This is a genomic window from Marinobacter denitrificans (assembly GCF_008795955.1).
Taxonomy (GTDB): Bacteria; Pseudomonadota; Gammaproteobacteria; order Pseudomonadales; family Oleiphilaceae; genus Marinobacter; species Marinobacter denitrificans.
In genome coordinates, this window is the sequence record NZ_VMHN01000004.1 from 128,780 (window position 1) to 143,006 (window position 14,227).

General features: G+C 57.1%; 10 protein-coding genes. 3 read left to right on the top strand and 7 right to left on the bottom strand.

Annotated elements, in window-relative coordinates:
- Window positions 1-4 precede the first annotated feature (4 nt).
- The 6 genes from FO268_RS14065 to FO268_RS14090 are packed head-to-tail and all read right to left on the bottom strand — an operon-like array spanning window position 5 to window position 6,896.
- Entirely contained in the window at window positions 5-970 is a 966-nt protein-coding gene (locus FO268_RS14065; RefSeq protein WP_404802927.1) for an NAD(P)H-quinone oxidoreductase, read from the bottom strand.
- Window positions 971-1,002: 32 nt separating this feature from the next.
- On the bottom strand, window positions 1,003-2,124 hold the full coding sequence (locus FO268_RS14070) for a tRNA-queuosine alpha-mannosyltransferase domain-containing protein (RefSeq protein ID WP_150993962.1): 1,122 nt from the start codon (window positions 2,122-2,124) through the stop codon (window positions 1,003-1,005).
- Window positions 2,125-2,139: 15 nt separating this feature from the next.
- The gene (locus FO268_RS14075) at window positions 2,140-3,837 is read right to left on the bottom strand and encodes a sugar phosphorylase (protein WP_150994061.1); all 1,698 of its coding nucleotides are present in this window, start codon (window positions 3,835-3,837) and stop codon (window positions 2,140-2,142) included.
- Between the two features lie 32 nt (window positions 3,838-3,869).
- Window positions 3,870-5,090 carry a glycosyltransferase family protein gene (locus FO268_RS14080; RefSeq protein WP_150993963.1) on the bottom strand — a complete coding sequence of 407 codons (1,221 nt, stop codon included), beginning with the start codon at window positions 5,088-5,090 and terminating at the stop codon, window positions 3,870-3,872.
- Window positions 5,091-5,121: 31 nt separating this feature from the next.
- The gene (locus FO268_RS14085; protein ID WP_150993964.1) at window positions 5,122-5,937 is read right to left on the bottom strand and encodes an HAD-IIB family hydrolase; all 816 of its coding nucleotides are present in this window, start codon (window positions 5,935-5,937) and stop codon (window positions 5,122-5,124) included.
- Window positions 5,938-5,948: 11 nt separating this feature from the next.
- Window positions 5,949-6,896 (bottom strand): hypothetical protein, encoded by a 948-nt coding sequence (locus FO268_RS14090; protein WP_225316717.1) that lies wholly within the window; start codon window positions 6,894-6,896, stop codon window positions 5,949-5,951.
- A 148-nt stretch (window positions 6,897-7,044) separates the two neighbouring features.
- Between FO268_RS14090 and FO268_RS14095 the strand changes: the two genes are divergently transcribed.
- Window positions 7,045-8,499, top strand: a complete 1,455-nt coding sequence (locus tag FO268_RS14095; RefSeq protein WP_150993965.1) for a protein adenylyltransferase SelO — start codon at window positions 7,045-7,047, stop codon at window positions 8,497-8,499.
- A 15-nt stretch (window positions 8,500-8,514) separates the two neighbouring features.
- Here FO268_RS14095 and FO268_RS14100 read toward each other — a convergent pair whose 3' ends face one another.
- Window positions 8,515-10,029, bottom strand: coding sequence for a fumarate hydratase (locus FO268_RS14100; protein WP_150993966.1), 1,515 nt, complete (start codon window positions 10,027-10,029; stop codon window positions 8,515-8,517).
- A gap of 184 nt (window positions 10,030-10,213) precedes the next feature.
- Here FO268_RS14100 and FO268_RS14105 point away from each other — a divergent pair, with 184 nt between their 5' ends.
- The gene (locus FO268_RS14105; protein ID WP_150993967.1) at window positions 10,214-10,987 is read left to right on the top strand and encodes an enoyl-CoA hydratase; all 774 of its coding nucleotides are present in this window, start codon (window positions 10,214-10,216) and stop codon (window positions 10,985-10,987) included.
- A 297-nt stretch (window positions 10,988-11,284) separates the two neighbouring features.
- Window positions 11,285-14,149 carry an MECDP-synthase gene (locus FO268_RS14110; protein WP_150993968.1) on the top strand — a complete coding sequence of 955 codons (2,865 nt, stop codon included), beginning with the start codon at window positions 11,285-11,287 and terminating at the stop codon, window positions 14,147-14,149.
- Window positions 14,150-14,227: the final 78 nt, after the last annotated feature.

The following is a 14,227-nucleotide window of genomic DNA, read 5'->3' on the forward strand; positions in this document are numbered from 1 at the left end:
AGGTTTAACCGGCTACCTGCAGCAACACCTTTCCAATATTGCGGTTTTCCGCCACATAGGACATGGCTTCACCGGCCTTTTCGATGGGCCAGGAACTGTCGATCACAGGATCAATCTGTCGGGCGCTGAGCAGCGGCCAGACGTTCTGGTATAAAGCGCTCATAACGTCACCCTTGTCGGCCACTGACCGTGACCGCAGTGTTGAACCGATCAGGCGATGGCGCTTCATCAGCATCAGCCCCAGATCCACTTCGGCCATGCGGCCACCCATCAGGCCAATGAGTATGATCCGGCCATCCATATTCAACACTTTCTGGTCTTCGGCGATGTAGTTGCCGCCTACCGGGTCCAGTACCATGTCGACCCCGCCCCAGGATTTTATAGCATCGACAAACGAGCCGTCCTTGCGATTCCATACGCCACTGGCGCCGAGTCGTTTGCAGATTTCAAGCTTGTCGTTGTCACCGGCGGTGGCAAATACCGGGTTACCCAGTGCAGTTGCCAGCTGAATGACCGCCGTACCCAGGCCACTGGCAGCGGCGTGAACCAACACCTTTTCACCGGGCTTGAGCGCCGCTTCGTGGTACAGGTTCAGCCAGGCGGTGGCAAACACTTCCGGAATCGCCGCAGCCTCTTCCAGGCTGTACCCTTTCGGAATCGGCAATACCTGAACTGCCGGCACCACCACATGAGTGGCGTAACCACCGCCGGTGAGCAGGGCGCAAACCTCATCACCGGGCTTTAGATGACCCACTCCCTCACCTACTTCGGAGATGGTTCCGCTGACTTCCAGGCCCAGGATATCGGAAGCACCGGGTGGTGGCGGATAAACGCCGGCCCGCTGCATCAGGTCCGCACGGTTGATGGCGGTCCACGCAATATCAATAGCCACATGATTCTCAGGCACGTCGGAAGGAATGTCATAGGCCTCCCAGCTTAATGTGTCGCCACTGACCTTGATGGCTCTCATCATCTGTGCTTACTCCATATTTTGAGTCACGCTCAGCATACCGTCAGCTGGCCCAGAGTTGCACTGATCACTTTGTAATATTTCTTGTTCAGCTCACTGAGCCGCCAGGCTTGCGGTACACATGCCTCTGGAGGATGCTGCAACAACTGACGCAGCAAACCGGCGGCGGCATCGGCTTCAACCGCCGGATCATCAGGATAGGTGGGGTAGCGTTGCTGCGCCGGCACATACTCGGGATAAGCCAGCCTGTCCGGCGCCAACGCCACGCAGCCGGACGCCATGGCTTCCAGCACAGACAACCCCTGGAAATCATGAAGGGCGGTAGAGATAACCACATCCGCTTCCGCCAGCAGGCAATCATAGTCCGCCCGACTTTCCAGGAATCCCCAGTGCACAATACGCGCGCGGTATCGCTCATGTATCAGACTCAAAGCTTCAGGCTGACTACGGAATTGTTCACCCACTACGCTTAGCCGAAAATTCTGGCCCGCGGCCGTAAGTGCGTCGAGCAGACGCAGTAGCCGGTCCGGTGCCTTGTCGTACTCCCATCGATGATTCCACAGCAGATGGGGGCACTGTGCATTGAAGGCCATGCTCCTCTTTAAAAACAGCCGGTCCTCAATGGGCACTGGGAGCACACGGGATTTTTCACGGATACCGGGGATCAGCCCGTGAGGAAGCCCATCCGGCATCTTCGCCAGAAAACGATCAGCTCCCTCAAGAAAACTGTCGCGGTTCCAGGCGCTGTTGAACACCACCTGGTCAGCTGCAACCGCACTGTACAGATTGACGATTTTGGGGTCGGCACTGGAATGCTGCTGCCCGGAATCCGGATAGGCAAACTGGTTCTCATGCATGTAGAGAATAGCGGGCGTGCGGGCCAGATGAGGATGAAAGCCTTTTAACGAGGCCAGATCCACCATGGAGGTGACGATCAGCAGGTCATAACTGGCTTTCAGCGCCGGTTCCTGCAGCCAGGTCAGGGCATTCCCGCGAATCCGCCAGCGAAAAAACCGCGGCGGCAACGCCAACACTTCCCAGTGGAATTCAGGCTGGCTGGCCACCAGTTGTTCGCGCCAACGTTTGTGGCTGCCGGCGTCATAGGCGGATAAAAGCAGGATGCGGGGCCGATGGTCTGGAGAGTGCGATGACATCCGCGCATTCTGCCATCATTCCCGGTTGGACAGCCACACACTTTGATAGGGCTTGAGCGTCAGGCTTCCAGCCAGATCATCGATATTCAGGCCAGAGATCAGGTCCTGCCACTGGTCTGTGCCGATTAGATTGATATCCCCCAGTGATACCTGCTGAATCTCGTCAGTGATGTTGTGTATGCAGAAGATGGACTGGTCCCGGAGCATGCTCTGACGCCAGAAACCAAATATTTGCAGCCCGAGGTGCAGCGTGAACTGGGTGGCGTTGGGGTGGAACGCCGGCTGTTTGCGGCGAATGGCTATCAGCCGCTTGAGTTCGCTGAATACCTTGTGGTGATGACTCAAGGGAGCCGCCAGCTCGCTCTCAAGGTGATCCAGGTTCCACTGGCCCCGGTTGATGGAGCGCAAACGACCGGTGTGCTCTACCCGTTCGCGGTCGTTTTCCGTACCCAGCAGGCTGTGGATATAGAACGCGGGGATCCCTTCCAAGGCCAGCATGATGGCGTGGGCGCAGATAAAACGATGCAATTGCCAATGGTCTGCGCCCCGCTGGGCAGTTCCCTTTAACGCATCGAACAGGGCAATATTCATTTCATAGGGTTGATCCTTGCCGTCCGGAGTGCGCCGGTAGGACACCTTGCCCCCAAAGGATTCCATGGTATTGATCAGTCGCTGCTTTTCCTCTTCCGTCAGCAATCCGTCGGTCGGGCGAAGACCTACCCCATCGTGGGAGGCAATAAAGTTGAGGTAGGTGGTGCCCATCTGGGCCGGGGGCATGCTCATCAGCCAGGTTTTCAGGTGGCGGCAGTTGCCGGTGACCAGAGTGTTGATCAGCAGCGGCGGCAGTGAAAAGTTGTAGATAACATGGGCTTCGTTGGCGTTACCGAAGTAGGTCAGGTTCTCCCGGTTGGGGACGTTGGTTTCAGTAATTACCACACCATGAGGGGTGTGATGTTCTATCAGCAGCCGGAGTAGCTTGATCAGTTCGTGGGTTTGCTGCAGATGAATGGAAGGCGTGCCCACTTCTTTCCAGAGGAAGGCCACCGCATCCAGCCGGAAGATAGTGACGCCTCGTTCCAGATAATAACGAATGATGCCCACGAACTCGTTCAGCACCTGGGGATTGGCAAAATTCAGATCGACCTGATCTTCGCTGAAGGTGCACCACACGTAACGCTCGCCGTCGTCAGTCTGAACCGCATTGAGTAGAGGGGAAGTCCGGGGCCGGACCACGGCGCTCAAGTCATCCGTGGGGCGGGCTTCAAAGAAATAATCCTTGCCGGGATCGATCCGTTTTTTGAAATTCTCGAACCAGCGGCTGCGAGCCGACATGTGATTGATCACCAGGTCCGCCATCAGTTTGTATTTGCCGCCTATGCGCTCAATGTCCTCCCAGTCGCCGTGGGATTCGTTGACAGCCAGATAGTCCATCACCGAGAAGCCATCGTCGGAGCTGTAGGGGAAGAACGGCAGGATATGCACCGCGGATACCGTCTCCTTCAGGCAGTCTTCCAGGAACTGGAACAGGGTCTGGAGAGGTTTCTCGTTGCTGCGCTGGACCGTGTCTGCGTAGGTAATCAGCATCACATCGGACTCGTCCCAGTTGTTCTGGTGAGCCGGGGGTGCAGATGTGTCCGGCTCCAGGCCCATGGTCTCCAGCAGTTGATCCGCCAGGGAGCCGGTATCGATAGTGGGATAGACCACATCCAACATGGTGATGAGCTTGTGGTGCAGGGTGTTGCTCACTAGCGATATTCCTCGTTATCCAGTTCCACCGCTTCCAGCAGCTGTTCCTTGATGTCCGGGATGGCACTTGTGACGCGGTTCCAGCTTGGAATAAAGGGGGTATCCATGGGGTTGTCCAGGAAATAGGCCCCTGCCCTCATTACATTCTGGGCAAACAGTTCCACGGCTTTCTCTTCCTTGTGGCGGTCAAAAGTCAGGCCGTTGATCACGGCGTCGCTCTGGTAGGTTTCCACAAAATCCAGGGCGATGCGGAAGTAGGCGGCCTTGATGGTACGGAACTTTTCATTGGAGAAGATTTCGCCGTTGGTGGCCAGTTTTCGGAACAGGGCCTTGCTGATGTCCGTGCTCATCTTGGACAGGCCACGGCTGGCGTCTTCAGGAGACAGCTCCTGGTGCTTGTGGTCGTAGGTGTCGGCAATGTCCACCTGGCACAGGCGGTTGGTGGCGTAGTTACGCTTCATTTCCGAGAGTACGCCCACCTCGAGCCCCCAGTCGCTGGGAATTCGCAGGTCGTTGATCACGTCGGTACGGAAGGAGAATTCCCCGGCCAACGGGTAGCGATAGCTGTCCAGGTAATCCAGGAAATCGCTGGGGCCGCAGACTTTTTTCAGGGCGCGGATTAATGGCGTCACCAGCAGGCGGCTGACCCGGCCATTCATTTTGCTATCCGCCACCCGGGCATAATACCCTTTACAGAACATGTAGTTGAAGTTGGGATTGGCCACCGGATAAATCAGCCGCGCCACCAGATCCCGGGAATACGTCAGTATGTCGCAGTCGTGCAGGGCCACGGATTTACTCATTCCCGAGGCAAGCACATACCCGAAGCAGAACCAGACATTTCGGCCCTTGCCCATTTCCGTGGGCGCCAGGTTCTGTTCCCGGAGTTTGAGGTCCAGCGCCCGGAGCCTGGGGCCATCGTTCCACAGCACCCTCACATGCTGGGGCAACTCGGAGAAGTACTCCAGGGCATGACGGTATTCCTGCTCATTGGCCCGGTCCAGGCCGATGACGATCTGTTCCAGGTAAGGCACCTTCGCCAGTTCCTTCACGATGTTCTTCAGGGCCGGACCTTCCAGCTCTGAATACAGCGATGGCAGGACCAGCGACATGGGGCGGGCCTTGCGAAAGCTCATCAGTTCTCGTTCGAGCTCCTCCACCGGCCTGCGACACAGGTTATGAAGAGTGGTGATGATGCCGTTCTGATAAAAGTCGCCCATGGCGGCTCTCCTGTTATTTCAAGACCCGGTTTCAGTAACCGTACTCAATCAGCAGATTCAGCACGCATTCGTTCCAGCCTGCCGGGCCCCACTTGATGGACCGTATGGCCCGGCTCTGAGACGGCAGGGACACCCTCTCGGACTGCACGCCTCGAATGATGACCGCAATATCTGCCTCTTCCAGCATGTGCTGGTCATTGGGGCTGTCACCCAGCGCGATGGCTATTAGCCTGTCGCCGGTGGGTTGCTCCCTGTATTGCTCTCGATATTTATTTAGCAAGAACCGGACCCCATCGGCCTTATCGAAGGTGCCCATGGCGTGGAGAAAGCGCCCGCCCTGCACCAGGCGGCAGTCATGTTCACCCAGTTTTTGCCGGAATCGCACCAATGATTCCTCATCTCCCTCCCACAAAAGCGGCTCTGTGCCTGCGCGGTCTTTCGCCAGTTTCGCTTCCGATTCTGAAAGGTTGGCATGCCTGGCCAGTTCGTCCGGGCTCATGTCCGAGAAACTGCGAAACTGGAAGCCCTCCTCCCGGCACTCCTTTAACAGCGCCAGTATCTGGTCCCGCGGCGCCCCAAAACTCTGCACCTGTTCCGGGCCCGGTCCAAAACAGTTCGCGGGGAGAATGACTGCAGCACCGTTTTCCACGATAAAAGGGGCGGAATTGCCAAGATGCGCCCTGACAGCCCGGATCTCGCCAGCCGTTTTGCTGGAGTTGAGCACTACCGGGATATCCGCCGCTGCCAGGCGCGCCAGCGCAGGTTTCGCGGGTGCCCAGTCGTAGCTGTGGTGGTCCAGCAGGGTGCCGTCCAGGTCGGAAAACAGAATCAGGCGTGGTTTGGGCATCGCGGTATCCTCTACTGTCGCTGGCGTATCAAGGGTTCACCGAAACTGTGGTCGCCACCCACATTGATCAGACAATCAGCACGGGCCGGCATCTCCGCCAGGCTGGCACGGGTGATGCGCTCGTAATGCATGATGAATCGGACGACCTCTTCGTCACTCATGATGCGCGATGGTTGTGCGGCCTTCCCCGTTACATTGCTCACTTTTGGTGCGCTGCTGGCACGATCACGGAGCTTGTGCTCCTGGAGAGTGCGCCATTGCAGAACGCACTCCATGGAAGGTGCCCGCAGCATGATCAGGCTGTCGACCTGCCTGAAAAATTCCCCGTACTGTCCCTTCAGGCATCGGTTGACGTATTGGCGCCATATGCCTTGTGGGTCCTCGGTCTCTTCCAGTTCATTGAGGGGATCCATCAGTTCTTCCTCACTGTCTGCCGGCACGGCCCCCATACACCAACCCTCGATCAGGATAATGTCCGCCCTGCCCCGGAATGCGGGCCACTGATCCTGCGGATACCGGTCATCGCGGGATTTGTCGAAAGCCGGGATTGGAGTTTCCGTATCCGGGCCCGCGGCTTTCAGTTGGTCGATAACCTGCTGGCCCAGAACCATGTCGTGGGTGCCGGGGACGCCCCGGGTGATGAACAATGGGTGTATGTGCTCTGCCAGCTTTTCCCGTTCGGCGCGGGTGAGGTAGAGGTCGTCCAGAGAGAAGCTCGCAGTGGGTATGCGGTAGTGGGTGGTCAGCAGTTCCCTCAGGAACAGGGTGAGGGTGGATTTTCCGGTGCCCTGGGCGCCGTGGATGCCGATGATGATTGGCTCGCCTCTGGTCTGCCTGAGACTCTGGATATGTTGGGCCAGGGGGAGGATGGTCTTTTTGACGGTGTCGGCATAGGAATCGGGGAGGGATTCCTGGTTGATCAGCGTTTTGATGGTGGTTGTCAGATCGGGTGCGGACACTGTGTTGGTTCCCTGTTGGTTTGTTTTTGGTTTTGCAGGTTTTGTACCAATTGGAGTATAGGTTGTCAGAGTTCGGTTTGTTTGTGGTGGTTGGGAGTTATCTGGGACACTGGTGTTATGGACTTCAGCAAAACAGACATGATCCTTTATGAGCAGCAACGGTTTTAAAGTCGAACATCGCTACCTTGAGCTACCGGACAGTTTCTATACCCGGGTGCAGCCAACGCCCTTAAAGGACGCGCGAATGGTGTGTTTTAACCATGATCTGGCGCGGGAGATGGGTTTCCACTCGGAGAATCCGGAGGAGTGGACCGGCGTCGGGGCCGGGACAGAGCTGCTGGAGGGGATGGATCCGGTGGCGATGAAGTACACGGGGCATCAATTCGGGATGTATAACCCGGAGCTGGGGGATGGCCGTGGGTTGTTGTTGTGGGAGACGGTTGGTCCGGATGGACGGCGCTGGGACTGGCATTTGAAGGGGGCGGGGATGACGCCCTATTCCCGGTTCGGGGATGGCAAGGCGGTGCTTCGGTCGACCATTCGGGAGTATTTGTGCAGTGAGGCGATGGCGGCACTGGGGATTCGTACGACGCGGGCGCTGTTTATGGTGAGTGCGAAGGACCCGGTGCGGCGGGAGTCGATTGAGACGGCGGCGGCGTTGATGCGGGTAGCGGAGACTCACATCCGCTTCGGGCATTTTGAGTTTGCGGCTCACCATGAAGGCGAGGAGGCATTGAAAACCCTGATTGAGCATGTGATTGCCCTGCACTTCCCCCACCTGATTGAACTGCCGGAGGACGAGCGTTACCAGCGCTGGTTTGTGGAGGTGGTTGAGCACACGGCGCGGATGATCGCGGACTGGCAGGCCATCGGGTTCTGCCACGGGGTGATGAACAGCGACAACATGTCGATCATCGGCGATACCTTTGATTACGGCCCCTATGCCTTTCTGGACGATTTTGACGCGGGTTACATCTGTAATCATACCGATCAGGGCGGTCGTTACGCCTACAACCGCCAACCCAACATCGGTTTCGTGAACTGCCAATACCTGGCCAACGCGCTGCTCCCGGTTATGAATGAAGATTATGTACGGCGGGGGCTCCGGCGCTATGAAGTTACCTACAACGAGCGTTTCCTGCAAAACATGCGGGACAAACTGGGCCTGGCTCTTGAGGATGAGGCCGACCTGGCTCTGATCATGGATACCTTCAGCATGCTCCATGAACACCATGTGGACTACACCCTGTTCTTCCGGGGGCTGTCCAACCTGACATCGAAGGGCTCGTCGCCGATCCGTGACCTGTTCGTGGATCGCAGCGTGGCGGATGAGTGGCTGGAGCGCTACGAGCAGCGCCTGCAATCGGAAACCCGTGCCCATGACGAGCGGGAGTTCCAGATGCGAAGTGTGAACCCGAAGTACATCCTGAGAAACTACCTGGCACAGCAGGTGATCCTGGAAGCACAGAACGGCGACTACACGCCGATGAAGGAATTGCTGGAGGTGCTGAAAAAGCCGTTCGATGAACAGCCGGAGTTCGAGGAATACGCGGCGCCTCCCCCGGACTGGGGGAAGCACCTGAACATCAGTTGTTCATCGTAATACCGGCTGAGTGTCTCAGACCGCCTTGGCGGCGATGATCTTCTCATGCCATTCGGCCGGTCCCGTCTGGTGGACGGAGGAGCCTTTGGAATCCACCGCCACGGTAACCGGCATGTCTTCCACTTCAAACTCGTAGATGGCTTCCATACCCAGCTCCGGGAAGGCGACCACTTCCGCGTGCTTGATGGCCTTGGACACCAGGTAGGCTGAACCACCCACAGCCATCAGGTAGACCGCACCGAACTCGCGAATGGCATCGATGGCCACCTGGCCACGCTCGGCCTTGCCGATCATGCCGGTGAGGCCGGTTTTCTCCAGCATGGTACGGGTGAACTTGTCCATGCGGGTGGCAGTGGTGGGGCCGGCTGGGCCAACCACTTCCTCGCGTACCGGGTCCACCGGGCCCACGTAATAGATGAAGCGGCCCTTCAGGTCCACCGGCAGCTCTTCGCCGCGCTCGATCATGTCCACCATTTTCTTGTGGGCAGCGTCGCGGCCGGTCAGCATCTTGCCGGAGAGCAATACGGTTTCACCCGGCTTCCAGTCCTTCACATCTTCAGGCGTCACCGTATCCAGGTTCACACGGCGAACGCTGTCGCCCACTTCCCAGGTAATTTCCGGCCAGTCTTCCAGGCTCGGCGGAGTTTGCAGCGAAGGGCCGGAGCCATCCAGCACAAAGTGTGCGTGGCGAGTGGCGGCACAGTTCGGGATGATTGCCACCGGCTTGTTGGCGGCGTGAGTGGGATAATCCTTCACTTTCACATCCAGAACGGTGGTCAGGCCACCCAGGCCCTGGGCGCCAATGCCCAGGTCGTTCACTTTCTCGAACAGCTCCAGGCGCAGCTCTTCAGCACGATTGGACGCGCCGCGGGCCTGCAGGTCATGGATATCAATCGGGTCCAGAAGGGATTCCTTGGCCAGTTCCATTGCCTTCTCGGCGGTACCACCAATGCCGATGCCCAGCATGCCGGGCGGGCACCAGCCAGCGCCCATCTGCGGAACCATCTTCAGCACCCAGTCCACCACGGAATCGGACGGGTTCAGCATCGCGAACTTGGACTTGGCTTCAGAACCACCGCCCTTGGCAGCCACGTGCACGTCCACGGTGTTGCCCGGCACCACCTTGTAGTGAATCACCGCCGGGGTGTTGTCCTTGGTGTTGGCCCGCTTGCCGTCCGGGTCCGCCAGTACGGAGGCACGCAGCACGTTGTCCGAATGGGTGTAAGCGCGGCGAACGCCTTCATTGATAATATCGTCCAGCGCCATGTCAGCGTCCCACTGCACATCCATGCCTATGGTCACAAAGACGGTCACAATACCGGTGTCCTGACAGATTGGCCGCTTGCCCTGGGCACACATGCGGGAGTTGATCAGGATCTGCGCCATGGCATCCTTCGCCGCCTGGGACTCTTCCTTCTGATAGGCCTCGTACACAGCCTGAATAAAATCCTTCGGGTGGTAGTAGGAAATGAACTGCAGCGCGTCCGCTACGCTCTCAATCAGGTCGTCCTGGCGGATTACGGTGGTCATAGGCGTCTCATCAGGTCTGGTTTATAGATCGGGTTATTAAAATCAGGAGCGCGAAGTTTACCAGAAAATCCGAAAACGAGGGATCAGACAGACGGCGAAGGTATTTCACGTGAACCTTGGCTAAACAGCCACGAAAAAATGTAACATCGTTGCTATCTTCGATTATTTCATCGCAGGAGATCCCGTGACTGACCTCGTCCTCACAGAAAAGAACAATCACATTCTGACAGTCCGTATTAACCGCCTGGACCGCAAGAACGCCCTCACCCATGACATGTACACGGCCCTCGGTGACGCCCTCGAACAGGCCCGGGACGATGACGACATTCGCTGCGTCCTTTATACAGGCAGCGAAGACTGCTTCACTGCCGGCAATGACCTGGGCGATTTTGCCGCCGGCTTGCCGGGTGAATTTCAAGATACGCCGGTAGGCCGCTTCCTGTTGCTGCTGGCCACTACCACCAAACCCATCGTCGCGGCGGTAAATGGCCCGGCCGTGGGCATTGGCACCACCATGTTGCTGCATTGCGACATGGTCTTCGCCGGTGACAACACCCGCTTCCAGATGCCATTCGCCACACTGGGCCTTTGCCCGGAGGGCGGCTCCAGCCTGCTGCTGCCATCCTGGCTTGGCCGGGTCCGCGCCGCAGAGCTACTGATGCTAGGTGACGCCTTCACTGCAGACGACGCCCTGCGCCTGGGCCTGATCAATAGTGTGTGTGAACCTGCAAGAACGGAAGCCGCAGCTCTTGAAGCCTGCGCCCGCCTTGCGGCCCAGCCACCCGCCGCCATACGCGCCACCCGGGAACTGCTGAACAGAGCCTCCGGTGAACAGCTGACAACCACCATGCTGGCCGAGGGCAAGTTATTCGCCGAACGCCTGAAATCCCCCGAGAATGCCGAAGCCATCAAAGCGTTCACGGAAAAAAGAAAGCCGGACTTCTCAAACTTCAACTAGGCTGGTGCCCTGCGCCCCGAAGGACTCGACAAACGTCTCAGGGCCAACTATTTTTCAATGAAGCCGAACTCCGACTGTGCGGGTGGGCTCCCAATGGTCAGAATCACACTTTAGAGCGATCAACTGTCGCCTTACTGTCGCTATAGTCAGAGTTACAGAAATTGGCACAGAGCGCTGGCCAGAAATTCAGACAACAGAATAAGCAGAACAGGCCACTGACAACGGGTTTACCGGACCAGACCGGCCCCGTCAGTTGCCGAAAATAACGACACAACAACAGGAAAAGGTTCCACACCCATGTTCAAGAAAACTCTAATAAGTCTTGCTGTGGCGTCCTCCCTTGGACTGACAGGGTGCTTTGATAGCGCCGGTTCGGGGTCCGGTAATGCGAATCCTGAATATAATATTGAAGATACGACGATCGACAGAAGCCTGGTTCGCCCTCTTTATAACCCGAACCCTCTGGCGGAGGAACCACAGTTCCCGATTAACTCGGACCTGATCCTGTTGCTCGGCGCCACCCAGAGTGCCAACTACGATTTCACTGGCCTCTCAACAGGCGACACACCCGCAGACGACGCTGTTAACAGGCTTTCCGGCTTCTCCACTTCGGGTGCGTTCAGCCTCAAGTTTGATGGGGAGCTAAACCCCGCTTCGGTCATGGCGAATGCCACCGTTTTCCTGGTGCCACTCAAGGTTCCGGCAGCAATCGAGTCCGCGCCTGGAGCGCTGCCAAATACGAATCCGAGCGGAATAGATCCCGCGGACCCGTTCGAAACCGCTCCAGAACTGCAACCTAACTTCCGTGCTGACGTCGTCAGCCTCGACGGTGGCACCAATAACGCGATCCGCGTTGTACCACTTGAACCGCTTCTGGAAGGCCAGAAATATCTGGTCATTGTTAGTGACGACGTCAAAGGCGCAAACGGTAAACCGATCGCCCGAGCAGTGCAGGATGTTGCGTTGGCTGACGGCACCCTGGGTAATCCGGCACTGGGCAATGTAAAAACATTGCTGCAAAGCCTGGATGCTCTGGGCAATGGCTTCCTGAATGTAATGGGAACCGGTTCTGAATCGGCCCTGTCTTATTCGTTTACAACAAACTCCGACATGGATGTGTTGCGGGCCATGATGGCGCCTGCCGCGTTTGGAGAGTCACTGGGCCAGAAGGTGGGCTTTACTGCACAGCTGAAAGCGGTTAGTGATAACTTCCCGACTCTGAATTTTTCGGAGCTAACGACCAAACTCGGTGAGCTGGGCGAAAAAGCAGAGGCTGTTCAGAGTGGAGATTTGGATATCACCACTCTGCCGGCCGCTGAAATTGCTGCTATCACCAGACTCGGCGAACTTCAGGCAATTGCTACTCCAACAAACATTGGAGCGGCTATCACAGCTGAAGTGGGTGACTCATTGCACCTTCCGGTGCCGCGGCCTTCATATTTCACTACGCCAACATCCGCCAGTGATCTGGCTACCATTCAGGGATTGGCTGCCCAAAACCCAAACAATCCTATCGTGCTTGCTGCTAGCCAGGTTCAAGTCTCACAGGGTGCTATCACACTGCCCTATTTCCAATCACTTCCCGGCTCTGACGGCGCTGCTCTCTCAACTGGCAGCTTCGAAGGGAGTACCAGTCTGGAAGATGGCATCAGCGAGTCTCTGGAACCCGGCGTTGAAACCTTCCAGTTTCTTCGGGATATAGATGGCGCGCTCAACGTAAACGGCTACTTTCCGTTTCCAGAACAAAAGGCAACTACTACAGTTCCAGTGGTAGCTTTCCACCCGACTACAGACAATGATAACTGCACCGTGACTGGCGAACCTGACGGTGTGACAATATTCCAACACGGCATTACAGTGGATCGCAGTGTAACAATGCTTCCCGGAATACTTCTCGCCAGTCAATCCTGTCAAGTAGTAATCGCAATTGACCAACCGCTCCACGGTCTTGCAGGCGACACTGCAGGGCGTGTTGCTGGCTTGACGCCACTTTCAGAGTCCAGCGATCTCATCACGGAAGTTAATGCCATTCTTGACAGTGGTGGCACCGGAAACGATGGACTTAACGCTCAGCTCAACGCTCTGGTTAACGCAGACTACATTGGCGAGCGTCACTTCAACTACACGGCCAATGAACAGCAACAGCCTGTCTCTGCTGACCTTACAGACGTCGAATCAGGCAGCCTGTTCATCAACCCTTCCAATATGCTCAACAACCGTGACAACCTTCGTCAAGGTGTTGTCGATCTTCTTAACGTCGCTGCCTCGGTACAAACCATGGGCATCAACGGACTGGGTAGTATTGGCGAACTTGCGCCCCTGGATCTGCACTTTGTGGGCCATTCCCTTGGAGGAATTTCGGGTACCACGTTTGCGTCACTGGCGAACGACCCAACACTGAATGCGACTGTGAACGGAATCTACCAGTCAGCGGGCGCCCCCCTGAGCAGCTATGCATTCCCAGATCTCCATACAGTGGTTCTGCATAATACCGGTGGTCAGGTAACACGGTTGATAGAGAATTCTCCCGCTTTCTCAACCCCAATCATTGGCGGGTTGGCCGCTGCTGGCGTAAACCAGGGCTCTGCAAACTTTGAGAGCTTCATGTATGTGTTCCAGTCAGTTGTAGACGCAACGGATCCGGTTAACTACGCCGAAGCCCTTGGCGGTACCACGAACAACATCCTTATCAGTGAAGTTATTGGCGACTCTACTGTGCCCAATGAAGCAAACGTCAACCCATTGGGGCAAGCGTTCTCTGCTCCTTTAGCATCGACAGAACCGCTGATGGCCCTGATTGATCTTGGCGCTGGCGGAGGCACCCTCGCAGACGGCGCTGGCCTCAGCCTCGTGCAAACAGGCTCAGCAGCAGGCGAAGGTGCATTGCCAGCTGCATCGTTCTTCGCAGGCGCAAACCCATGCGCAGACGCCAACCACGGTACCTTCGTTGGTCCGGCCACACCGGCCGACCCAGATGACCTGCAGTGCCCGGGCGGCTCTAATACTATCCCGGCATTCTCCGAGATGGTGCGTCAGACCATACTGGCCATTGCTGGAGCACCCGTCCTGATGACGACCGGCCCGAACCCGGAAGACGCTGCGAACCTTTCAGTACTGGGTGAGAGCGATACCCTGGAGAGCGCACTGGATCAAGATCAATAACTTGACCTGAAACATGAAAGCCCCGGACTTCCGGGGCTTTTTTTTATGGGCTAACCATTGATTCGCCCCACCCATTCT